Consider the following 21,911-nt stretch of genomic DNA (forward strand, 5'->3'; position numbering starts at 1 on the left):
GATCGGGTCGCTGCCGGGGCTGACCTCGCGCAGACGGCCGTCGGCGGTGACCATGCGCAGCCGCCGTACGTGATCGGCAGCGAAGCCGAAGCGGCGGCCGAGCAGGCCCGCGCCCCCACCGGTCGTGTAGCCGACCGCGCCCACGTTGGGGCTGGAGCCGTTGAACGGGGCCAGGCCGTGCGGGGCGGCCCGCTCCACGACCTGCCGCCACCGCGTCCCCGCCTCCACCCAGGCGGACCTGGTCCGGGGGTTCACCTCGACACCGTTCATCCGCCCGGTGTTGATCAGCACGGCGCCGTCCGCCGCCACCGAAGGGCTGTGGCCGGTGGCCATCACGCCGACGGCCCGGCCCTGCGCCACCGCCATCCGCACGGCGGCGGCCACGTCCTGCTCGCCGACCGCGCCGACCACACACGCCGGACACGACTCCACAGCCCGGTTGAGCCCCGTCCGCTCCTCGTCATACGCATGCTCACCTGGTCGAAAGATCTGGTCTGGAAATACGTTCATGCAGGTCAATGTAACCACGCAGTGGACGGCGGTCTTGAAGGAATCGGACACCGCGCCCGGCGAAGTCACCGGCCCCGCGTTCCGCACCGCCCGAAACCAACGACCCTGCCCGCGCGGCCCTCGCCGGTCTCCTCAGCTCCACAGCCCAGGCGCGTCCTGCCGGGCCAGCTGTGCTGCTGCCTTGGATCTTTCGTTCCGCAGAGCCTGGGGCGCAGTTTTCGTTCACTGGCCGGTGTTCCGGTAGGGGATCCCCTACCAGAACACCGGCCAGCCCGGACGGCGCCCCAGGTCGAGGTGTTCCGTAAGAGTGTTCCGCGAACTGTCCCGGTGACAGGGGGCTATCCGGAACACTTGAGGGCGTGAACGCTTCGGCTCCCGGTGCCGTCCGGGTCGGGTACGCCCGCTGTTCCACCGACGAGCAGGACGTCGTCGTCCAGACCGAGCAGCTGCTCGGTCTCGGCGTCCCAGCCGATCGCATCTACATCGACCGGGGTTTCTCCGGCACCACCCGCCGCAACCGCGGCGGCCTGGACCAGGCCCTGGCGGCGGTGTGGCCGGCCAGCGTGTTCACCGTGACCAAGTTCGACCGGTTCGCTCGCAACATGGCCGAGGCCAACCAGATCCTCACCGACCTGTCCGAGCGGGAGGTGCTGTTCGGGCTGGGCGGGTCGGTCTACGACTGGAACGACCCGTTCGGCCAGGCTGTTCCTGCAGACCCTGGCGATGGTCGCCGAATTTGAGGCGAATCTCGGTCACCTGCGCACGCGCGCGGGCATGGCGCTGGCCAAGAAGAACGGCAAGCTCAAGGGCAGGCAGCCCAAACTGCCCGAGTCCGCGCGGCGGTCCATCCGCCGCCGTTACGCCGAGGGCGAGGTGTCGCTGGCCGACCTGGCGACCGAGTACAGCGTCGGCCGTTCCACCATCCACCGCATCATCCACGGGCCGCCGACCGGGCAGAGCTGCTGGGGCATCCGGTGCTCGTGGACGGCGTCCCTGGCGTTCTCATCACCGTTCGCGGACGGCCGGTCACCGTCATGGCCTTCACGGTCGTGGACGGTGCGGTCACCGCGATCCGCGGACTGACCGACCCGGCCTGGCTGGGCCAGGTCGTTCCGTCATGGGTGGCGTGACCGTGAAGGGGCCTCGGGTGGAGATCGTCACCCAGGTGCCCGAGACGTACGCTCCGGCCAGGCCCCGAGCGCGGCGGAGGCCGCGCTCGGGGCCTGGCCGCCCGGAGAGGGCGGGAGCCCCGGGGTGGTGCCTCACACCGTGCGGCTCGCCCGCGGTCCGTCGAGGTTCCACGAGACGATCTTGGTGGGGGTGATCTTGATCATCTCTCGGGACATGCCGGGCACGGGTGGCTCCTGATCGGTCAGCGCCACTGCCTTGCCCCGGATCTCGATGCCCCGGGGCGCCCAGGGATCGATCGTCGCCAGGTCGTCCACGACGAACGCGACCGTGCTGCCCTGCTGGACGTTCCGGAACTTCTTCGACCGGCCCATCGCGCCCCCGCCGATGAAGATCGTGCCGGTACCGGCGTCGAGGTCGAAGTTGGTCGGGTTGTTCTGCACCTGCCCGTCGGGCGAGACGGTGGCCAGCCGCCCGACGGGCTGGGTGGCCAGGTAGTCGAGTTCGGCCTGGGTGAAGATCATGTGTCAGTCCTTCCGCCGAACGTCGTCGATCACGGTGGAGGTCGCGGTGTTGATGACGCCGTCGAACGCGTCGATGACAGGGGTGTGCAGATAGGCGCTCTGAATCCGGACGCGGTCGGGGCCGGGGGTCTCCGGACGGGCCCGGCGAAGATCGGCGATGCTGAGCCCGAGGCCGGCGTCGGCGAAGGCGGCTTCGATGCTTCCCCGCTCGGGCGGCTCCAGCGCGGTGTCGTCGATGGCGAACCCGAAGCGCGCCTTCTCGTCGGGACGCATGTCGGCCGTGTGCCCGTTGACGCTCGTCAGGGCGAGGGCGAAGTACTCATCGCCGAGAACGCCGTGCAGGTGCTGTCCCATCGGCAGCCCCGTGAGGTGACCGTTGAACGAGACCGACGTCTTCTGGATGTGGGCGTTGTGGGCCGCCAGCACGATGCGGGTCCCGGGTTCGGAACGTTCCAGGTGCCACCGGACCGACCCGGCCATGTAGACGTCCCGGGCCGAGGTGTCGGCGGTCAGGCCGCTTCCGGCGAAGAGGTCGGCCATGGCGCGGAAGCCGTAGTCCGCGTGGCAGGCGGCTTCGAGGCGACGCAGGGCGATGTCGTAGCCGCGCTGGTCACCGCGGGAGACGTACAGCGGTTCGACGGCGCGGAACCGGATGAGCAGGCGCATCAGGATCGCGCTGAGAGTGTCCTGTTCGGCAGTGGCCAGGCGGGTCCAGGCCGGTGCCGCCGAGGCCGCCGAGGCGCCGGCGAACGATTCGGCGATCCGCATCGCCGTCTGGATCGCCGGCAGGGTCTCGGGATCGATCTGGCGGAGGTAGTCGGCGACCGGGGCCAGGGCGGGAAGCAGGGATCCACCGGCCGCCGGGACGTCGATCCCGGCGAAGCGCACCGGCTTCGAGGCCGTCGCGTTGTGGCTCCGCATCCAGCGCAGCGGCTCATCGACTCCCACGGGGATCGTCTCGGCGAGATGGGCCGACAGATCATCGTCGGTCCCCTCGCCCCGGGCCCAGGCGTCGAGGGGGAAGCCTTCGCTGAAGCCGTATTCGAAGGCCAGGACGGTGAAACCACAGCGTTCGACCAGGAACCGCAGGACGCGCCGGCGCATGGCCGCGAACTCGCTGATGAAGTGGGAGTTCTCCCCGATCGCGACCACGCGGGCGTCGCCGATGATGTCGCGCAGCGGCTCCAGGTCATCGAGCGGCGCCTCAGGGTCGAGGTGGGTGAGCGGGACGGCATGGCCGCGAAGCCAGCCGGCGAACGGGTTGTGGTCGGATGAAGCAGGCATGCTGACAGCTCGATTCTCGGGTGCCGGAACGCGGGTGGATCATCGATGCGGGAGCGCGGGCGCGGCGCTCTCCAGGTCGTCGATGCTCCCGGACATGATCGTGCGGAGGTGCTCGGTGATGTGCTGGAGCGGCCAGTCCCACCAGGCCAGGGCCAGGAGGCGGCCGATGTCGGCGTCGCTGTAGCGGCGGCGGATGAGCCTGGCGGGGTTGCCGCCGGCGATGCCGTAGTCGGGGACGTCGTCGACGACGACGGATCCGGAGGCGATGATCGCGCCGTGGCCGATGCGGACGCCGGGCATCACCATGGCCCCGTATCCGAGCCAGACGTCGTTGCCGACGACGGTGTCGCCCCGCCCGGGCAGGCCGGTGATGAGGTCGAAGTGCTCGGCCCAGGAACCGCCCATGATCGGGAAGGGGAACGTCGAGGGACCGTCCATGCGGTGGTTGGCGCCGTTCATGATGAACCGCACGCCCTCGGCCAGCGCGCAGAACTTCCCGATGATCAGTTTTTCCGGCCCGTAGTGGTACAGCACGTTACGGCTCTGGAAGGCGGTCGGATCATCCGGATCGTCGTAGTAGGAGAACTCTCCGACCTCGATCAGCGGTGAGGTGATCAGCGGCTTGAGCAGCACCACCCGCGGTTGCTCGGGCATCGGATGCACCACTGTCGGGTCGGGGGCGGTCGGCATCAGCAGTCGTTTCCTTCCTGCACGGGGTGTTCGCGGGCTTGGGGCGTCAGGCGCCACGGCGGACGCCGAGCCGTATGGCCGGGTGGGCGGTCGCCTCGGGCGGCAGCCGCCCGTCCTGGGCGAGATGGCCGACGCCACCGTCGACCCGAAGACACTACTAGTGCGACAAATGCTGCATTAAGATACTGGCATGTCACCCGCCCACTGAGCAACCGGACTACCAGCGATGACTTCCCCAGCACCACGGCCAGAGGACACCCCGCCGGCATCGCCGACCCGACGCCGCCCCGGAGGCCGCACCGCACGTATCCGAACGCAGGTGCTCGACGCGGTCCTCGCGGAACTCGGCGAGCACGGTTATGACGGGCTCACCATGGACGCCGTCGCCGCCCGCGCAGGCGTGCACCGCGCGACGGTGTACCGGCGCTGGGGAGACGTCGGAGGCCTGCTCGCCGACGTCCTCGACGCGGCGAGCGACGACGACTGGCAGCCCCCGGACACCGGCGCGCTGGAAGGCGACCTGGCGGCGCTGAACCATGAGATCCAGGCCGCCATGACCGCCCAGCCGCCGATCATGGCGGCCCTGATCGCCGCCTCGTTCCGCTCCGAGAAGGCCGACCACGCCCAACGGCGGCTCTGGGAGGACCGGTACGCCCGCTGCGAGAACATCGTCGGCCGGGCCGTCCAGCGCGGCGAACTACCGCCGCGTACCGACGCTCGGCGACTGCTCATCGCCGCCACCGCGCCCCTGTACCACCACCTGGTGCTTCTCCGCACGCCACCCGACCCGGACCTGCCCGACCAGGCGGCCAGAACCGCCTCCCTCGCCGCGTCCGCCGGCGCCTTCGCCGAGCCCCCGGCCGGCGACACCTGACGGGCCCGGCCCGCCCCGCGGCCGAGCAGGAGCAGCCCGCACATGCCGAGCGCCGAGTGCGGGTGCCGGCGGCCCGGCGGGCGGCCGCCGGCTACGCGTGCCGGTCAGGGCGGACGGCGGTGGTGCGCGCCAGGATCTGGATCAGTGTCCGCTCGAGGCCGGCCGGCAGGGGGCGGCCTGGTCGGTGAGGATGTCCTCGTAGACGCCGACCTTGTGGTTCACCAGGTCCAGGCACCGGGCCAGGTCGCCGATCTGGGCGGTGACGCGCGCGCAGGAGCGCCAGGCGCTCCTCCTCATTGCCGTCCCCTTCGCGGACGAGTTCGGTGTAGCGGCGGATCGCCGGCAGCGGCATGCCGGAGGCCCGCAGGATGATGCACACGGTCAGCCACTCGACGTCGTTCTCGCTGTAGACCCGGCGACCGGCCGGGCCGCGCCGCACCGGGTCGACCAGCACGCCCTCGCGCTCGTAGAAGCGCAGCGCGTGCACGCTCAGGCCCGTTCGCTCGGCGACCTGTCCGATGCTCAACAGGGATGCGGAATCCGGCATGCCGCCCAGCGTAGGCCTCCGCCCTCACCTGCCGACCGTCGAGATGGAGCCTCCGGCGGTGGACACCGCCACGGCGCGGCGGCTCAGACGGCGAAGACCTGCGCGTCGTCGGCGAAGGCCTTGAACTCCAGCGCGTTGCCCGCCGGGTCCAGCAGGAACATCGTCCACTGCTCGCCCGGCAGGCCCTCGAACCGCAGGTAGGGCTCGATGACGAACGTGGTGCCCGCCGCGCGGAACCGCTCGGCGAGCCGGTGGAACTCCGGGATGGTCAGGATCAGGCCGAAGTGCGGCACGGGGACGTCATGGCCGTCGACCGGGTTGTGCGCGTGCTCGGCGCGGCGCGGTGCCAGGTGGGTGACGAACTGGTGGCCGTGCAGGTTCCAGTCGATCCAGGTGTCGGCGCTGCGGCCCTGCGCGCAGCCGATGACCTCGCCGTAGAAGACGCGGGCGGCGTCCAGGTCGTCGACGGGCATGGCCAGGTGGAACCGCGGGATCGAGGAGTCGAGCGTGGACACGGCGGGGTCGTCCTTCCGTTGGCGGCAGCGGGCGACACTGTAATGGGTGGTCAGGCGGTCATTCGCCGGTGGGGGCCGCGGGCAGGACGGCGGCGAGGAGGCCGGGGAAGCGCCGCTCCAGGTCGTCGCGGCGCAGGCTGACGTAGCGCCGCCGGCCGTGCGGGACGTTGCGGACGACGCCGGCCTCGCGCAGTGTCTTCAGGTGGTGGGACAGGGTCGACTTGGGGAGGTCGCCGCCGGTGGGCTGGCAGGCCGCGACCTCCAGGGGTCCCTCGGCGAGGCGGCGGGTGATCTCCAGGCGCGCCGGATCGCTGAGCGCGAACAGCACGTCCGTCAGGACGAAGTCCGCAGCGTCGGGATGGGCGAGCTCACGTGTCGATCCGGACTGCATGGTTCGATAATAGTTGAACAATCGACCGGGCCGGAGTAGCCTTCAATGGTTCGAAAATCTTGGAACTGTTGGAGGAGTACCGCATGCCCACAGTGGACGACCGCGTCGCGCCCGCGGCGGCCCGTACGGTCCGGCGCCTGCCGCGCCCGGCCGGCTTCTGGCTGCTCGGCGCGACCCTGCTGGTCTTCATGGGCGCCGCGAGCGCCCCATCCCCGATGTACGTCGTCTACCAGCACCGATGGGGGTTCTCGGCGACCACCCTCACCGAGATCTTCGCCGTCTACGCCCTCGCCCTACTGATCGCGTTGCTGACCGTCGGCGGGCTCTCGGACTTCCTCGGCCGCCGGCCCGTCCTGATCGCCGCCCTGCTGGCCGAGGCCGCCGCCATGGTCCTGTTCCTGACCGCCGGCGACGTCGGGACGCTCCTGGCGGCGCGCACCGTGCAGGGTCTGGCGACCGGTGCCGCGACCGGTGCCATCAGCGCCGGGCTGGTCGACCTGCAGCCCGGCGCCCGGTCGGGGTCGCTGGTCAACAGCGTGGCGCCCGCCCTGGGCCTGGCCGCCGGCGCGCTGGGCAGCGGATCGCTGGTGGAGTACGCCCCCGCCCCCACGACGCTGGTCTTCGCGGGGCTCACCGCGGCATTCGTGATCCTGGCGGCCGTGATGGCGTTCCTGCCGGACCTGGTCACCGCGCGCCCCGGCGCGCTGGCCTCTCTGCGGCCCCGGGCGGCGGTCCCCGTCCCGGCCCGCGCGGCCTTCCTGGCGACCGCGCCCTGCCTGGTGGCGACCTGGGCGATCTGCGGCCTGTACCTGTCCCTGGGCGGGTCGCTGACGGCCGGCGTCCTGCACATCGGCAACCACCTGGTCGGGGGGCTCGTCGTCACCACCCTTACCGGAGCGGGCGCGATGGCCTCGGTGCTCGTCCGCGACCGGGCTCCGCAGCGCGTCATGGCCGCCGGCGCGGCCGCGCTGGCCGCCGGAACCGCCGTGACGCTTCTTGCGCTGGCCGCCGCCTCGACGTCCCTGTTCTTCATCGGCACGGCCATCGCCGGCTGCGGCTTCGGCAGCGCCTTCCTCGGGGCGTTCCGCTCCCTGGCGACGCTGGCCGGCCCTGGGCAGCGGGCGGAGCTGTTCGCCTCGGTGTACGTGGTCAGCTACCTGGCCTTCAGCGTGCCCGCCGTCGTCGCGGGCGCGGCGGTGCCGTCGTTCGGCCTGCGGGCGACCGCCACCGCCTACGGCGCCGTCGTCATCGCGTTGGCCCTCACCGCTGCGGTGTCCGGTGCCGTACGGTCCCGGACCGCCCGCCCGGTGGCGCCGGCTCCGGCGCCCGCCGCGCCCTGCCCCGTCGGCGACCGCGCCGCCGGGTGACCCGGCGCTACCTCGGGCGCGGAGACCGGGCGGGCGCCGAGGGGGACGCCCGCCCGTCGCCGGACGGCGGTCAGATCACCCAGAGGTCGTAATTGGTCCAGGTGCTGCCGTAGCACTGGTACTTGGACCAGGAATGGTTGTTGATGCCGCGGTTGCCGACCTCGATGCAGCTGCTGGCCCAGAAGTAGTTGTCGATGTAGCGCCACCCGGGGCCCGGCGGGTCGCTGCACGGGTGGTCGCACCGGTGGGCGACCGCCTCCCGGGTCGAGGCCGGCGCCGGTGACGCACTCGCGGAGGGCGCGAGCGCGACACCGGCGGTGACGAGCGCGCCGCCGACGACGGCGGCCGCCAGGTAGTTCGGTATCAGCATGGAGCGGACCCTTTCGTCCGGGGGAACTTCCACCTCGGACGCTATGGGCGGCCCTCTCCCCGGGTCTTGAACGAATGCGAAGGGTCAGAGACCGGATGCGTTGTGCGATCGGCGGAGCGTGATCGCGGCGGCGTGCTCGGCGCGCAGCCCGGTGGGCGTGCGGCCCGCGAGCCTGCCGAACTCCCGGGTGAGGTGCGCCTGGTCCGCGTAGCCGCACACGGCGGCGATCTGCGCGGGCGCAGAGGACGCGGATGCGGTGAGCAGGCGCGCGGCCCGCTCGAACCGCAGGAGGCGGGCGATGGTCTTGGGCGGCAGCCCGATCTGCTCGGCGAAGCGCATCTCCAGGCAGCGGCGGGTCACGCCGGTCTCCTCGGCCATCGTGGCCACGCTCACCGCCCCGCAGGTCCACCGCAGCAGCCGCCAGGCGCGCAGCACCGTGGGCGCCGGCTCCGGCCCGGCGCAGAACCAGGCGGGCAGCAGGCGGTCCAGGAGCTCGAACCGCGTCGCCCAGTCGGGTGCCGCGCGGAGCCGTTCGGTGAGCCGCTCCGCGCGGGGCCCCAGCAGGTCGGCCAGGTCGACGGTCGTGTTGCTCAGCTCTCGCATCGGCACGCCGAACAGCGCGTACGCTCCGGTCGGGGTGAGCTCGACGGCCATCCCCCGGTGGTGGCTGCGCTGTTCGAACAGGACCGGCCGGTCGTGCAGGCCGGTGACGTGCGAGGACTGGACGCGCAGGGGCCGATCCCGAGCGGTGACCAGCCGCACCGAGGCGGCGAAGTCGAGGAACAGCGTGACCCCACAGGTCGCCACGGCGCGCCCCCGCAGCGGCCGGGCGGCGTCGACGCGGAGACCGGCGTACCCGGCGACGTACGGGCGCAGCACGGGTGCCGGCCGCACCGCCACCATCCGCGGCCCGGACCCTGGGTCCGGGCATTCCAGAATGACCCCCCCGATGCCATTCACCATCGACCGTCCTTCCGCGGGGAACGCGAACAGTCTCCCCGGCGAACCCCCGCCCGCGGATCCGGGTAATCCCGTATCCGCGTCCATGCCACGGCCGCCCAGGAGCCACGCCGTGCCACGGCGCGGACGGCCGGTGTCAGATGAGAGAGGCGTACAGGTCGTGGGTGCGGCGGGCGATCCGGGACCAGGAGAAGTGCTCGATCGCGCGGCGGCGGCCCGCCTTGCCCATCGAGGCGGCGCGCTCGGGGTCGGCGAGCAGCGCGTTCACGCGCTCGGCGAGGTCGGCGGCGAAGCGGTCGGGATCCACGGGTGTGCCGGTGCCGTCGGCGGCCTGCTCGATCGGCACGAGCAGGCCCGTCTCGCCGTCGGCGACGACCTCGGGGATGCCGCCGGTCGCGGTGGCGACGACGGCCGCCTCGCAGGCCATGGCCTCCAGGTTGACGATGCCCATCGGCTCGTACACCGACGGGCACGCGAACACGGTCGCGTGGCTGAGGATCTGCACGACCTCGGGGCGGGGCAGCATCTTCGTGATCCACACGATCCCGCCGCGCTCGCGGCGCAGCTCGTCGACGAGCGCCTCGACCTCCGCGGAGATCTCCGGGGTGTCGGGCGCGCCGGCGCACAGCACGAGCTGGGCGGACGGGTCGAGGGCTCGGGCGGCCCGCAGGAGGTAGGGCAGGCCCTTCTGGCGGGTGATGCGCCCCACGAACACCACGGAGGGGCGCTGGGGGTCGATGCCGTGGCGGGTGAGCACGTCGGTGCCGGGGTCCGGGGCGTACTCGTCGGTGTCGATGCCGTTGTGCAGGACGGTGACGCGGTCGGGGTCGACCTCGGGATAGCAGGTGAGCACGTCGCGGCGCATGCCCGCGGAGACGGCGACGATCGCGTCGGCCGCCAGGATCGCGGTGCGCTCGGCCCAGGAGGAGATCGCGTAGCCGCCGCCGAGCTGCTCGGCCTTCCAGGGCCGCAGCGGCTCGAGGCTGTGGGTGGTGACCACGTGCGGGACGCCGTGCAGGAGCTTGGCGACGTGACCGGCGAGGTTCGCGTACCAGGTGTGGCTGTGCACCAGGTCCGCTCCCCCGGCGCCGGCGGCCATCTCCAGGTCGACGCCGAGCGTCTGCAGGGCCGGGTTGGCCGCCTCGAGCGCCGCCGGTACGCGGTGGCCGGTCACGCCGGGCTCGGCCCGGTCGCCGTCGAAGCAGTGGACCCGAAGGTCGCACAGCCGGCGCAGTTCCCGGGCCAGGTGCTCGACGTGGACGCCGGCTCCCCCGTAGACGTCCGGCGGGTATTCACGGGTGAGCAGGTCGACGCGCATGCCCGGCAGCGTAGTGCCAAATATGCCTGCTCGTCCTGTTTTAACGCTGGTGGGAGGGCTAAGGTCTGGCCATGGCGAGACCTCATGTCCTGGCGATGGTGCTGGCGGGCGGGGAGGGCAAGCGGCTGATGCCGCTGACGGCCGACCGGGCCAAGCCGGCGGTGCCCTTCGGCGGAATGTACCGGCTGATCGACTTCGTCCTGTCCAACCTGGCGAACGCCGGCTACCTCAAGATCGTCGTACTGACGCAGTACAAGAGCCACAGCCTGGACCGGCACGTCTCCCGCACGTGGCGGATGTCGACGCTCCTGGGCAACTACGTCACGCCGGTACCGGCCCAGCAGCGCCTCGGGCCGCGGTGGTTCGCCGGCTCGGCCGACGCGATCCTGCAGAACCTCAACCTGATCGAGGACGAGCGGCCCGACCACGTGATCGTCTTCGGTGCCGACCACATCTACCGCATGGACCCGCGGCAGATGGTGGACCAGCACATCCAGTCCGGCGCCGGGGTCACCATCGCCGCGATCCGCCAGCCGCTGTCCCTCGCCGACCAGTTCGGGGTGATCGAGACCGGTCCCGACGGCGTCAGCGTCGCGGCGTTCCGGGAGAAGCCCAAGGACGCCGTGGGCCTGCCCGACGCGCCCGACCAGGTGTACGCCTCCATGGGCAACTACGTCTTCGACACCGAGGTCCTCGTCGACGTGGTCAAGGAGGACGCCGCCGACCTGTCGAGCAAGCACGACGTCGGCGGGAACATCATCCCCAAGCTCGTCAAGGCCGGCCGCGCGCAGGTCTACGACTTCGCCGACAACCAGGTGCCCGGCTCCACCGACCGGGACCGCGGATACTGGCGCGACGTGGGGACACTGGACGCCTTCTACGAGGCGCACATGGACCTCATCTCGATCCATCCGGTGTTCAACCTCTACAACCACGAGTGGCCGATCTACACCGGCCACGACCCGCTGCCGCCGGCCAAGTTCGTCTTCAACGAGGAGGGTCGGCGCGGGTACGCCGTCGACTCGATGGTCTCCCCCGGCGTCATCCTCGCCGGCGGGGTGGCCGAGCGCTCCATCCTGTCGCCCCGCGTCCACGTCGAGGCCGGCGCCACCGTTCAGGACTCGGTTCTGATGGACTGCGTACGGGTCGGGCGCGGCGCCGTCGTACGGGGCGCCATCATCGACAAGAACGTCGTCATCCCCGACGGCGCCCGCATCGGCGTGGACGAGGACTACGACCGGCAGCACTTCACCGTGACGGCGAGCGGCGTACGGGTCCTGGGCAAGAACCAGGTCGTGCCGGGCTGACTCACTCCGGGCGCAGCGCGGCGAGCTGCTCCGCGAACGGCACCACCGGCTCGGCCGGCGCGGCCGCGGGCGGGCGGTCGCGCGTCAGCGCGGCCAGCTCGTCCGCCGCGCGGTCGATCCGGGCCGCCAGGCCGCCTGCGCCGGCGTCCCCGCCGGAACCCCAGTCCTCCGGCGCGGCGTACACCGCGGTGGGGACCACGATCGCCCGCAAGTAGGTGAACAGCGGCCGCAGCGCGTGCTCGAGGGCGAGGGAGTGGCGGGCGGTGCCGCCGGTCGCGGCGATCAGGACGGGGCGTCCGGCGAGGGCGGTGTTGTCGATCACGTCGAAGAACGACTTGAACAGCCCGCTGTAGGAGGCCGAGAAGATCGGGCTGACCGCGATGAGGCCGTCCGCGCCGGTCACCGTCTCGATCGCCGTGCGCAGCCGGGCGCCGGGGAAGCCGGTGACCAGACCGTTCGCGATGTCGGTGGCCAGGTCGCGCAGCTCGATCACCGTGACCTCGGCCGGGCGCCCGTCCGCGGTCAGGCGCTCGCGGGTGGCCGCGGCGAGGCGGTCGGCCAGCAGGCGGGACGAGGACGGGGTGCCCAGGCCGGCGGAGACGGCGACCAGGCGCACCCCTGCGTTCTCGCTTCGCTCGCTCATGCGGCCTCCTTCGTCGGCGGAGTGACCGGAGGCACTGCGTCCATTCGCTCGCTCCGCTCGATTCGGCTCATTGGGCGGTCTCCGCCGGGGTCTCGGTGCCGCGGGCGGCCAGGAGCGAGGCGTGGGTGGGCGCGTCGGGGACCTCGGCCGGCCGGTTCACCGCGAACTCCTTGCGCAGCACCGGGACGACCTCTTCGCCGAGCAGGTCGAGCTGCTCCAGGACCGTCTTGAGCGGCAGTCCGGCGTGGTCGATGAGGAACAGCTGGCGCTGGTAGTCCCCGAAGTGCTCGCGGAAGGTCAGGGTCTTGTCGATGACCTGCTGCGGGCTGCCGACGGTCAGCGGCGTCTCGGCCGTGAACTCCTCCAGCGACGGGCCGTGCCCGTACACGGGGGCGTTGTCGAAGTAGGGACGGAACTCCCGTACGGCGTCCTGGGAGTTCTTGCGCATGAACACCTGCCCGCCCAGGCCGACGATCGCCTGCTCGGGCGTGCCGTGGCCGTAGTGGGCGTAGCGCTCCCGGTACAGGCCGATGAGCCGCTGGAAGTGCTCCTTGGGCCAGAAGATGTTGTTGGCGAAGAAACCGTCGCCGTAGTAGGCGGCCTGTTCGGCGATCTCCGGACTGCGGATCGAGCCGTGCCACACGAACGGCGGGACCCCGTCCAGCGGCCGGGGCGTGCTGGTGAACGCCTGCAGCGGGGTGCGGAAGCGGCCCTTCCAGTCGACCACGTCCTCGCGCCACAGCCGGTGCAGCAGCGCGTAGTTCTCGATGGCCAGGGGGATCCCCTGGCGGATGTCCTGGCCGAACCACGGGTAGACGGGGCCGGTGTTGCCCCGGCCCAGCATCAGGTCGACGCGCCCGCCGGCCAGGTGCTGCAGCATCGCGAAGTCCTCGGCGATCTTCACCGGGTCGTTCGTGGTGATCAGCGTGGTCGCGGTCGACAGGATCAGCCGCTCGGTCCGCGCCGCGATGTAGCCCAGCATCGTCGTCGGGGACGAGGGCACGAACGGCGGGTTGTGGTGCTCGCCGGTGGCGAACACGTCCAGGCCGACCTCCTCGGCCTTCTGTGCGATCGTCACCATCGCCGTGATCCGCTCGTGCTCACTCGGCGTTCTGCCGGTGGTCGGATCGGGCGTGACGTCGCCGACCGTGAAGATCCCGAACTGCATGACGCGGCCCTTCCCTGCTTATTGAAAATTCAACTATAGCGGGAAACGTCATGCTCCGATCACCGATTCCCGGCGCCGTCAGCGGACGGGACCCAGGCGGACCGCGTGGACCTCCCCTTCCGTCACGGGCTCGCCGCAGTGCGCGCACACCGTCCGGGGGTGCAGGTCGGCCCCGCAGGAGTGCCGCCAGACCGTCGGCGGCGGTCCGTCGGTGACGTAACGGTCACCCCAGTCCATCAGGTTCATCAGGATGGGCTGGAGCGCGCGGCCGGCCTCGGTGGGCACGTACTCATAGCGCGGGGGGTGCGCCTCGTACTGCCGCCTGGTCAGGACCCCGGCCTCGACGAGCGTCCGCAGCCGCGCGGCGAGGATGTCGCGGCTGGCGCCGGTGTTGCGGGCGATCTGGTCGAACCGCCGCTCCCCGAGCAGGATCTCCCGCAGGGCGAGCAGGCTCCACTTCTCGCCGATCACGGCCAGCGCGTTGGCGATCGAACACTGACGGCCGCGTACGGCCACGGGACTGCCCTCCTCGCTCGGCGCCGTCGGCGCACCGGTCGGTCCTGAAACCCAACCTACCCTCGAGATCGCCCTGGAACGTCAGACCAGCCAGCGGCCTTCGCGCATCAGTTCGCGGTCGGGCAGTTCGTTCACCTCGCGCCAGGCCTGGATGCGGCGCGGGGTGACGCGGAACCAGCGGTACGGAGTGGTCAGTGCGCGCGGGTCGAAGCCGGTGCGCGCCGCGAACCGGTCACCTCGTTCCTGCGGCAGCGCGTCGATCTCCAGGACCTCGACCTCGCCGTCGATCATGGTCACGTCGCGGGTGGGGCCCAGCCCCAGCCGGACGGTCCGGGTCGTGGCCAGGTTCCTGCCAGTGGGGCTGTCCAGCGGGGTGGCCATCAGCAGTGCCCGGCCGTCCCAGTCGAAGGACAGCGGCACCAGGTACGGCGCGCCGTCCGCCGAGGCGGTGGCCACCCACAGGTCGATGTCGTGGGCGAGCCGGTGCTCGGTGTCGCGGCGACGCTGAGCGCGGGAGCGCGGGGCGGCGTTCAAGGTGGAAGAAGAGCCGGTCATGGCCACTCCTGTCATCGAGGGTGACGGTCGGCCCGACGCGTCCTGCCGGGCTGATCGCTGTGGTCACAGTCTGTCCCCTCCGGGGCGCGGGCCACCTCCGAGCTCACCGCGGAGCCCGCCACGGCAACGTAATGGGTGTCGGCTCCGGTCCGGGTGGGCCGTCAAGAGTGAGTTGTGAAATCCAACTCTGCACGATATACCGGTCAGTAGGTTCGGTTGCGAGTGAGGAGAGTTGGCATGAACGACGCGGTCATCGTCGATGCGGTCCGTACGCCGATCGGTAAGGGCAAGCCCGGCGGCGCTCTGTCGGGGATGCACCCCGTCGATCTGCACGCGCACGCGATCCGGTCGCTGCTGGAACGGACCGGGATCGACCCGGCCACCGTCGACGACGTGATCAGCGGGGCCGTCGGCCAGATCGGCGAGCAGAGCGCCAACACCGCGCGGTGGGCGGCGCTGGCGGCCGGACTGCCGGAGTCGGTGCCCGCCGTCACGGTGGACCGCCAGTGCGGCAGCAGCCAGCAGGCGATCCACTTCGCGGCCCAGGGCGTCATCAGCGGCGCCTACGACGTCGTGATCGCCTCCGGCGTCGAATCGATGAGCCGCGTGCCGATCGGCAGCCAGACCGCCGGCCGCGACTTCCTCGGCGCGGGCGTGGGCCGGCGCTATCCGGACGGGCTGGTGCCGCAGGGCGTCAGCGCCGAGCTGATCGCCCAGCGCTGGGGCCTGTCCCGGGAACGGCTGGACGCCTTCGCCGCCGAAAGCCACCACCGCGCCGCGCGGGCGTGGGCGGACGGTCGCTTCGCCGCCGAGGTCTCCCCGGTGAAGGCCCCCTCGGCCGACGGCACGCCCGTGCAGGTCACCGAGGACCAGTCCGTACGGCCCGACACCTCGCCGCAGGTCCTGGCCGGTCTGCGGCCGGCGTTCCGGGCCGACGTCTGGGAGGAGCGGTTCCCGGAGATCGACTGGCGGATCACCGCGGGCAACTCCTCGCCCGTCAACGACGGCGCCGCCGCCGTGCTCATCACCAGCGGCGAGACGGCACGGCGGCTCGGGTTGCGGCCCCGGGCCCGCCTGCACACCTTCGCCGTGGTCGGCGACGACCCCCTGCTCATGCTCACCGGCATCATCCCCGCGACCCGCAAGGTCCTCGACCGCGCGGGACTGTCGCTGGAGGAGATCGACGCGTTCGAGGTCAACGAGGCCTTCACCAGCGTCGTGCTCGCCTGGCTCGCCGAGACCGGCGCCGACCCGGCCAAGGTCAACGTCAACGGCGGGGCGACCGCCCTGGGGCACCCGCTCGGAGCCAGCGGCGCACGGCTGATGACCACCCTGCTGTCGGTCCTCGAACAGCGCGGCGGACGCTACGGCCTGCAGACGATGTGCGAGGCCGGCGGCCTCGCCAACGCGACCATCGTCGAGCGCCTCTGAACGGCGGGCGGCACGGCGTCCGCCCCAGGGGCCCCGGCACGGCGCCCGGTCCCGGACAATGGAAGTCCGCGCCGGGCGCCGCGCCCGGTGCCGAGCCGAGCCAGGAGACCGCCCGTTGCCCCGCGACCGTCAGACCCTTCCCGTGACGCCGGTCCGCCCGGACCTGCGCGCCGACTGCGGCCGCTGCCAGGGACTGTGCTGCGTGGCGCTGCCGTTCGCGGCCTCCGCCGACTTCGCGATCGACAAGGACGCCGGGCGGCCCTGCCCGAACCTGCGCGGCGACTCCCGCTGCGGCATCCACGCCGACCTGCGGACCAAGGGCTTCTCCGGCTGCACCGTCTTCGACTGTTTCGGCGCCGGACAGCAGGTCTGCCAGGTCACCTTCGCCGGGCAGGACTGGCGGGAGTCCCCCGACACCGCCCGGCGGATGTTCGCGGTGTTCGCCGTCATGCGGCAGCTGAACGAGATCCTGTGGTACCTGACCGAGGCGCTCGCGCTGCCGGCCGCCCGCCCGGTGCACGCCGAGCTGCGCCGGGCGCTGGCCGACACCGAGCCCCTCACCCGCGCCGACGCGGCAGAACTGGCGGACCTCGACGTCGCCGCGCACCGCGCCCGCGTCAACCCGCTCCTGCTGCGCACCAGCGAGCTCGTACGGGCCGGGGTGCCGAAGCGCGGCAAGAACCGCCGGGGCGCCGACCTGGTCGGCGCGCGCCTGCGCGGCGCGGATCTGCGCGGCGCCGACCTGCGTGGGGCCTACCTCATCGCCGCGGACCTGCGGAACGCCGACCTGCGCATGGCCGACCTCATCGGCGCGGACCTGCGCGACGCCGACCTGCGGGGAGCGGACCTCACCGGCGCGATCTTCCTGACCCAGGCGCAGGTCAACGCGGCCCGCGGCGACGCCGCCACCCGGCTGCCGCCCACGCCGACCCGCCCGGCGCACTGGTGACCCAGGCGGTCGCTTCGTGCTTTACGGCAGATCAGCGGAGATCAACGCACTCGACGAGGTGATCGCACGGGCCCGCGACGGCTCCGGCGGCGCGGTGGCGTTGCGGGGCGAGGCAGGCGAGGGCAAGACCGCCCTGCTCGACACGGCGGCCGCGCGAGGCGGCGGGATGCGCGTGCTGCGGGCCACCGGCGTCGAGCCCGAGTCCGACCTCGCGTTCGCGGCGCTGCACCAGGTGCTGTGGCCGGTGACCGGCTCGCTCGACGCGCTGCCCGAACCGCAGCGGGACGCTCTGAGCACGGCCCTGGGGCTTTCCGCGGGCAGTGTCGGGGATCGCTTCCTGCTGGGGGCCGGCGTGCTCTCGCTGCTGGCCGAGGCCGCCGCGCCGAACGGGCTGATCTGCGTGGTCGACGACCTCCAGTGGGTCGACCGGGCCTCGGCCGACGCGTTGCTGTTCGCCGCCAGGCGGCTGGGGACGGAACGGATCGCGATGTTGTTCGCCGTGCGCGGCGACGCACCGGTCAAGGGCGTGCCGCTGACGGTTGACGTGCGCGGCTTGCCCGAGTCCGCAGCGGCCGAGCTGCTGGAGTCCCGCCACGGTGTGCTGCCCGCCCATGTGGCACGGGAGCTCGTCACGCTCACCCGCGCGAACCCGCTCGCACTGGGCGAGATCGCCGCCGGCCTGACGCCGGCGCAGCTCGCCGGGCGCGAACCGCTGCCCGATCCGTTGCCCGGTGGCGCCCGGCTCTTCGGCCATCGGGTGGCCGCGTTGTCCGCCCCTGCTCGGCTGGTCGCCCTGGTCGCCGCCGTGGAGACCGACCTCGACCCGGTCCTGCGCGCCGCCGACCGGTTGTTGGCCGAGCAAGCGGTACGGCCCGGCGAGAACACGGGGGCCCGGGCCGGGCGGGTGGCGTTGGCCGAGCTGGAGGGGGCCGGGTTGGCCGAGGTGTCGGGCACGGGTGTGCGGTTCCGTCATCCGCTCATCCGGTCCGCGGTGCATGAGGCGGCCGCTCCCGCCGACGTCCGTCGCGTGCACGCCATCCTGGCGCAGCTGACCGCGGATGACCGCCGCGCGTGGCACCTGGCCGGAGCCGCTCTGGGTCAGGACGAGCAGGTCGCCACCACGCTGGTGGCCGCCGCGGAGCGGGCGCGCGACCGCGGCGGGTACGGCGCCGCCGCCACGGCCCTGGCCAGGGCCGCTGAGCTGACTCCCGAGCCGCGCGCCCGTGCCGCCCGCCTGAAGGACGCCGCCGCGGCGGCCTGGCTCGGCGGCCGCCCGGGACAGGCGGAGTCGCTGCTGGCAGAGGCGCGTGAACAGGCTGACGGGGACGCCACCATGGCCGTGGAGATCGCTCAGCTCCGGGGCCGGTTCGCGCTGAACTCGGGCAACGCCGCCGAGGCCGTCCGGATCCTGAAGGCAGGCGACAGCCTGGACATGCTGGCCGACGCCGTGGAGGCGGCCTCATACGTCGGCGACACGGCGGCCGTCGTCGAGCTCGGCCGGAGGGCGGCGGCGCACCCCGAGGGTTTCCTGCGGGACACGGTGGCGGGGCTCGGCCTGACGCTGGACGGCGACGCTGCCGGGCCGGGACTGCTGCGGCGGGCGCTGGCGCGGACCGGCGAGCTGGAGGACGCGGCGGAGTACCTGTGGGCGGCGGCCGCGGCCAGCGCTCTGGGCGAGTCGGATCTGGCCACCGAAATGGCCGCCCGGGCCGGACAGGTGGCCAGGGTGTCGGGGATGACCGGGCAACTGCCCGTCGTGCTGGAGTTCGTGGCGACCGCAGAGCGCGTCGCCGGACGGCTGGCACGCAGCCAGGCCATCTCCGAGGAGGGCCTGGCGCTGGCCCGAGATGCCGGGTATGAGAACACGGTGGCCGCACACCTGGCCAACCTGGCGGCGCTGGCGGCGCTGCGGGGCGAGGAGCAGCCCTGCGAACAGCAGGCCCGCGAGGCGCTGGCCATCGCCATCCCGCACCGGGTCGGATTGCGCGCGGGAGTGGCCGCGTACGCGCTGGCGCTGCTCGACCTGTGCCTGGGCCGCTACGCGGCGGCGCACGACCGTTTCACGGCCATCGCGGCGGCGGGACCGGGCGCCGGGCATCCGACCGTGGTGTGGCGGATGGCGCCCGACCGCGTCGAGGCCGCCGTGGGTGCGGGCGACGAGGCGGGCGCGCGTGCGGCGCTGGAGGCGTATGAGCGGTGGTCGGCGCACGCCGCGACACCCGAGTCGCGCGCGCTGCTGGAGCGTTGCCGCGGCCTGGCCGACTCGTCCGAGGACGCCTTCGGTGAGGCGCTGCGGCTGCACGCCAACCCTTTCGAGGCGGCCAGGACGGCGCTGCTGCTGGGTGAGCGCCTGCGCCGCGGGCAGCGGCCGGGTGAGGCGCGGGCGCATCTGCGGATGGCGTGGGAGACGTTCGAGCAGGCGGGCGCCCGACCGTGGGCGCGGCGCGCGCAGGACGAGTTGCGGGCGGCGGGTGAGAGCGGACAGGCGCCGCCCGCGGCCGCGCTCGACGCGCTGACCCCGCAGGAGTTGCGCATCGCGGGCCTGGTCGCCGACGGGTTGTCGAGCAAGCAGATCGCCGCCCGGCTCTTCCTGAGTCCGCGCACGATCGAGTACCACCTGTACAAGATCTATCCGAAACTGGGCATCGGCTCCCGTACGGATCTGGCGCGACTGGTAGTTCTACAGAAGGCGTCCGTAGCCGACGACGACATGCTGTGAGACATGCAAAACGTGACCCTCTGGAGTGAAGAGTTCGGCGCCGAGACGGACGCGCCGATCCTGTTGATCATGGGCTCGATGTCGCAGGGCGTTCTGTGGCCGGACGAGTTCGTCGGCCGCCTGACCGCCGGAGGCCGTCGGGTGATCCGGTACGACCACCGTGACACCGGGATGTCGGGCACCGTCGACTTCGCGGCGGAGCCGTACACGTGGGACGACATCAAGAACGATGTGTACCGCGTGATGGACGCCCACGGTCTGGACAGCGCGCACCTGGTCGGCCACTCGGCGGGCGGACTGCTCGGCCAGTTCGTCGCGGTGGAGCGGCCGGAGCGGGTGCGCTCGCTGACCGTCATCGCCTCCTCGCCGCTCGGCGGCGGAGAGGGCGAGGTGCTCGTACGGGCCCTGATGGGGCAGCCGCAGCCCGAGGGGAGCCTGCCGGAGCCGACACCGGAGTTCGTGGCCTTCTACCGCGCGCTGATGGCCGCCCCGCCACCGGAGGACCGGCGCGCGGTGATCGACGGCATGATCGCCGAGCAGCGCCTGCTGCACGGCACCGGGCTGCCGTTCGACGAGGACGCGGCGCGCCGGCTGCAGGAACGGATCTACGACCGGGCCCGTGACCTGTCGGCGGCGGCCAACCACCGGCTGGCCGCGATGGCCAAGCCGGACTTCGAGCCGGTGGGCGTGCTGCACCAGGTGAAGGCGCCCACACTGGTCATCGAGGGCAGCCATGAGCCGGCCAAGCCTGGTCATGGCGCGATCATCGCCGAGCGGATTCCGGCCGCGCGGCTGATGACCGTGACGGGCATGGGGCACACGCTGCCGCCGGAGGCGCACGAGGAACTGGCCGCCGCCATCCTCGCGCACACGGCGGGGTGACCTGCTCACCACTGCGAGGTCGTCCGCCATCACGGTCAGATCAGCCCTTCGGCCGACAGCGGGTGCCTGGCCAGGGCCTTGTCCACGCCCAGCCACAGCGCGCCCGCCATCTCCAGGATCTTGGGCTGGCCCATGAGGTGCTGGGCGATCGTCGTCAGGTCACGCTGGTGACGCTCGATCGGGCAGCGCCGGTAGATCGAGGCGCTGCCCACGACGTCGGCCAGGAGCCGCACGGCGTCGCGGCAGGTCCGGATCGTGTGCATGTGCGCGCCGACCAGTGCCGCCCGCAGGCGCAGGGACGGTTCACCGCCGGTCTCCAGGGTCGCCCACAGCTCGCCGAGGACGTCGTACTGGTAGCTGCGGGCCGCGCCGACCATCGCGTGGACCTGCGCGATGCCGGTGCGGACCCGCGGGTCCTCACGCGCCGGGCGCATCTCCGGGACGAGCATCTTGTCGGCGAGGAGCTGCTCGGCGGACCGCAGCGCGGCGCGGGCGATGCCCAGCGGCACCCCGGGCAGGTTGGCGAAGAACATGCCCGGCCAGGCGTAGAGGGCCCCGGCGCGCCGGCGGCGGCGAAGGTCACCGAACCGGAAGGTCTGCTCGGCCGGGACAAAAGCGCCTTCGGTCGTGTAGTCGTGGCTGCCGCTGCCCGCCAGCCCGGTGGTGTGCCAGGTGTCGAGGATCTCGAACTCCCCCGCCGGCAGCATCGCGACGCGTACCTCCGGCCGGCCCTCCGTCAGCACCGGCGCGCCGTCCTCGAACACCAGCGCGCCGCCGATGATGACGTCGGCGTGCGTGCAGCCGCTGCCGAACTGCCAGCGGCCCTCCAGCCGGTATCCGCCGGCCACCCGGCGCAGCCGCCCGGCCGGCACGATCCAGCCCGCGGTGATCATGTCGAGGTCGGGGTAGAGCCCGCGGGCCACGGCGTCCTCGAGCGGCGCCGTGTAGAAGCCGCCGTCCGAGCCGATCATGGCGCACCAGCCGGCCGCGCCGTCGGCCGCCGACAGCTCCTCGATGATCTCGGTCTGGGTGCGGATGTCGACCTCCGGTCCGCCCCACGCCCGCGGCATCGCCATGCGGAACACGCCCGTCGAACGCAGCGCCTCCACCGCGCGCGGCGTGAGCCGGCGGCCGCGTTCGCTCGCCTCGGCCTCTTCGCGCAGGACCGGGGCGACCGCGCGGGCGTTCGCCAGGATCGTCGCGCCGTCCAGGACCGCAGTGTCGGTCGACGGCGTGGTGTCGGTCGGGAGCGTCAAGGGTCGG

The 21,911-nt window shown here is 72.6% G+C and carries 23 protein-coding genes and 1 pseudogene; 9 read left to right on the forward strand and 15 right to left on the reverse strand.

The window, feature by feature from the left end:
• Positions 1-33: 33 nt before the first annotated feature.
• Positions 34-510 (reverse strand): annotated as a pseudogene (locus AB0K82_RS22540) (FAD-dependent oxidoreductase); the annotation flags it as partial.
• Between the two features lie 359 nt (positions 511-869).
• On the opposite strand from AB0K82_RS22540, the gene AB0K82_RS22545 reads away from it, so the two are divergent.
• The gene (locus AB0K82_RS22545) at positions 870-1,250 is read left to right on the forward strand and encodes a recombinase family protein (RefSeq protein ID WP_364399720.1); all 381 of its coding nucleotides are present in this window, start codon (positions 870-872) and stop codon (positions 1,248-1,250) included.
• On the forward strand, positions 1,234-1,593 hold the full coding sequence (locus AB0K82_RS22550) for a helix-turn-helix domain-containing protein (RefSeq protein WP_364399723.1): 360 nt from the start codon (positions 1,234-1,236) through the stop codon (positions 1,591-1,593). Before AB0K82_RS22545 ends, AB0K82_RS22550 begins: the two co-directional genes overlap by 17 nt.
• Positions 1,594-1,772: 179 nt before the next feature.
• On the opposite strand, the gene AB0K82_RS22555 is transcribed toward AB0K82_RS22550, so the two are convergent.
• The 3 genes from AB0K82_RS22555 to AB0K82_RS22565 are packed head-to-tail and all read right to left on the reverse strand — an operon-like array spanning position 1,773 to position 4,100.
• Positions 1,773-2,162 carry a PPOX class F420-dependent oxidoreductase gene (locus AB0K82_RS22555; protein WP_364399726.1) on the reverse strand — a complete coding sequence of 130 codons (390 nt, stop codon included), beginning with the start codon at positions 2,160-2,162 and terminating at the stop codon, positions 1,773-1,775.
• A gap of 3 nt (positions 2,163-2,165) precedes the next feature.
• A complete protein-coding gene (locus tag AB0K82_RS22560) occupies positions 2,166-3,446 on the reverse strand; it encodes an erythromycin esterase family protein (RefSeq protein WP_364399729.1) in 1,281 nt (426 codons plus the stop codon).
• Between the two features lie 39 nt (positions 3,447-3,485).
• On the reverse strand, positions 3,486-4,100 hold the full coding sequence (locus AB0K82_RS22565; protein ID WP_364399732.1) for a CatB-related O-acetyltransferase: 615 nt from the start codon (positions 4,098-4,100) through the stop codon (positions 3,486-3,488).
• A 355-nt stretch (positions 4,101-4,455) separates the two neighbouring features.
• Here AB0K82_RS22565 and AB0K82_RS22570 point away from each other — a divergent pair, with 355 nt between their 5' ends.
• Positions 4,456-5,010 (forward strand): TetR/AcrR family transcriptional regulator, encoded by a 555-nt coding sequence (locus AB0K82_RS22570; protein WP_364399735.1) that lies wholly within the window; start codon positions 4,456-4,458, stop codon positions 5,008-5,010.
• Between the two features lie 91 nt (positions 5,011-5,101).
• Here the strand turns inward: AB0K82_RS22570 and AB0K82_RS22575 are convergent, their stop codons facing one another.
• The 3 genes from AB0K82_RS22575 to AB0K82_RS22585 all read right to left on the reverse strand — a co-directional run bounded on the left by AB0K82_RS22575 (position 5,102) and on the right by AB0K82_RS22585 (position 6,463).
• A complete protein-coding gene (locus tag AB0K82_RS22575; protein ID WP_364399738.1) occupies positions 5,102-5,557 on the reverse strand; it encodes a MerR family transcriptional regulator in 456 nt (151 codons plus the stop codon).
• An 83-nt stretch (positions 5,558-5,640) separates the two neighbouring features.
• Positions 5,641-6,072 (reverse strand): VOC family protein, encoded by a 432-nt coding sequence (locus AB0K82_RS22580; RefSeq protein WP_364399741.1) that lies wholly within the window; start codon positions 6,070-6,072, stop codon positions 5,641-5,643.
• Between the two features lie 58 nt (positions 6,073-6,130).
• Entirely contained in the window at positions 6,131-6,463 is a 333-nt protein-coding gene (locus AB0K82_RS22585) for a metalloregulator ArsR/SmtB family transcription factor (RefSeq protein ID WP_364399744.1), read from the reverse strand.
• Between the two features lie 83 nt (positions 6,464-6,546).
• Here AB0K82_RS22585 and AB0K82_RS22590 point away from each other — a divergent pair, with 83 nt between their 5' ends.
• On the forward strand, positions 6,547-7,830 hold the full coding sequence (locus tag AB0K82_RS22590; RefSeq protein WP_364399746.1) for an MFS transporter: 1,284 nt from the start codon (positions 6,547-6,549) through the stop codon (positions 7,828-7,830).
• 70 nt (positions 7,831-7,900) lie between these two features.
• Here AB0K82_RS22590 and AB0K82_RS22595 read toward each other — a convergent pair whose 3' ends face one another.
• The 3 genes from AB0K82_RS22595 to glgA form a co-directional block, all read right to left on the reverse strand.
• Positions 7,901-8,200: a hypothetical protein gene (locus tag AB0K82_RS22595; RefSeq protein ID WP_364399749.1), complete on the reverse strand. Its 300-nt coding sequence runs from the start codon at positions 8,198-8,200 to the stop codon at positions 7,901-7,903.
• Between the two features lie 84 nt (positions 8,201-8,284).
• Positions 8,285-9,094, reverse strand: coding sequence for a helix-turn-helix domain-containing protein (locus AB0K82_RS22600; protein WP_364399752.1), 810 nt, complete (start codon positions 9,092-9,094; stop codon positions 8,285-8,287).
• A 202-nt stretch (positions 9,095-9,296) separates the two neighbouring features.
• On the reverse strand, positions 9,297-10,478 hold the full coding sequence (glgA, locus tag AB0K82_RS22605; protein WP_364399754.1) for a glycogen synthase: 1,182 nt from the start codon (positions 10,476-10,478) through the stop codon (positions 9,297-9,299).
• A gap of 71 nt (positions 10,479-10,549) precedes the next feature.
• Between glgA and glgC the strand changes: the two genes are divergently transcribed.
• Entirely contained in the window at positions 10,550-11,785 is a 1,236-nt protein-coding gene (glgC, locus tag AB0K82_RS22610) for a glucose-1-phosphate adenylyltransferase (RefSeq protein WP_364399756.1), read from the forward strand.
• Between the two features lies 1 nt (position 11,786).
• Here glgC and AB0K82_RS22615 read toward each other — a convergent pair whose 3' ends face one another.
• The 4 genes from AB0K82_RS22615 to AB0K82_RS22630 all read right to left on the reverse strand — a co-directional run bounded on the left by AB0K82_RS22615 (position 11,787) and on the right by AB0K82_RS22630 (position 14,667).
• Positions 11,787-12,428 carry an FMN reductase gene (locus tag AB0K82_RS22615; protein WP_364399759.1) on the reverse strand — a complete coding sequence of 214 codons (642 nt, stop codon included), beginning with the start codon at positions 12,426-12,428 and terminating at the stop codon, positions 11,787-11,789.
• A 67-nt stretch (positions 12,429-12,495) separates the two neighbouring features.
• Positions 12,496-13,596, reverse strand: a complete 1,101-nt coding sequence (locus AB0K82_RS22620) for an LLM class flavin-dependent oxidoreductase (protein ID WP_364399762.1) — start codon at positions 13,594-13,596, stop codon at positions 12,496-12,498.
• A gap of 78 nt (positions 13,597-13,674) precedes the next feature.
• A complete protein-coding gene (locus AB0K82_RS22625) occupies positions 13,675-14,112 on the reverse strand; it encodes a helix-turn-helix domain-containing protein (RefSeq protein WP_364399765.1) in 438 nt (145 codons plus the stop codon).
• An 81-nt stretch (positions 14,113-14,193) separates the two neighbouring features.
• Entirely contained in the window at positions 14,194-14,667 is a 474-nt protein-coding gene (locus tag AB0K82_RS22630) for a pyridoxamine 5'-phosphate oxidase family protein (RefSeq protein ID WP_364399768.1), read from the reverse strand.
• 237 nt (positions 14,668-14,904) lie between these two features.
• Here AB0K82_RS22630 and AB0K82_RS22635 point away from each other — a divergent pair, with 237 nt between their 5' ends.
• The 4 genes from AB0K82_RS22635 (at position 14,905) to AB0K82_RS22650 (ending at position 20,648) form a co-directional block, all read left to right on the forward strand.
• The gene (locus AB0K82_RS22635; protein ID WP_364399770.1) at positions 14,905-16,098 is read left to right on the forward strand and encodes a thiolase family protein; all 1,194 of its coding nucleotides are present in this window, start codon (positions 14,905-14,907) and stop codon (positions 16,096-16,098) included.
• Positions 16,099-16,213: 115 nt separating this feature from the next.
• A complete protein-coding gene (locus AB0K82_RS22640; RefSeq protein ID WP_364399771.1) occupies positions 16,214-17,047 on the forward strand; it encodes a pentapeptide repeat-containing protein in 834 nt (277 codons plus the stop codon).
• Between the two features lie 16 nt (positions 17,048-17,063).
• Complete coding sequence (locus AB0K82_RS22645; protein ID WP_364399773.1) at positions 17,064-19,766, forward strand: AAA family ATPase; 2,703 nt, start codon at positions 17,064-17,066, stop codon at positions 19,764-19,766.
• Positions 19,767-19,769: 3 nt separating this feature from the next.
• Positions 19,770-20,648 carry an alpha/beta fold hydrolase gene (locus AB0K82_RS22650; protein ID WP_364399776.1) on the forward strand — a complete coding sequence of 293 codons (879 nt, stop codon included), beginning with the start codon at positions 19,770-19,772 and terminating at the stop codon, positions 20,646-20,648.
• A gap of 35 nt (positions 20,649-20,683) precedes the next feature.
• On the opposite strand, the gene AB0K82_RS22655 is transcribed toward AB0K82_RS22650, so the two are convergent.
• Positions 20,684-21,904 (reverse strand): acyl-CoA dehydrogenase family protein, encoded by a 1,221-nt coding sequence (locus AB0K82_RS22655; RefSeq protein WP_364399779.1) that lies wholly within the window; start codon positions 21,902-21,904, stop codon positions 20,684-20,686.
• Between the last annotated feature and the right edge of the window lie 7 nt (positions 21,905-21,911).

Source organism: Actinoallomurus sp. NPDC052274 (genome assembly GCF_040679475.1).
In the GTDB taxonomy this organism is placed as follows: Bacteria; Actinomycetota; Actinomycetes; order Streptosporangiales; family Streptosporangiaceae; genus Actinoallomurus; species Actinoallomurus liliacearum.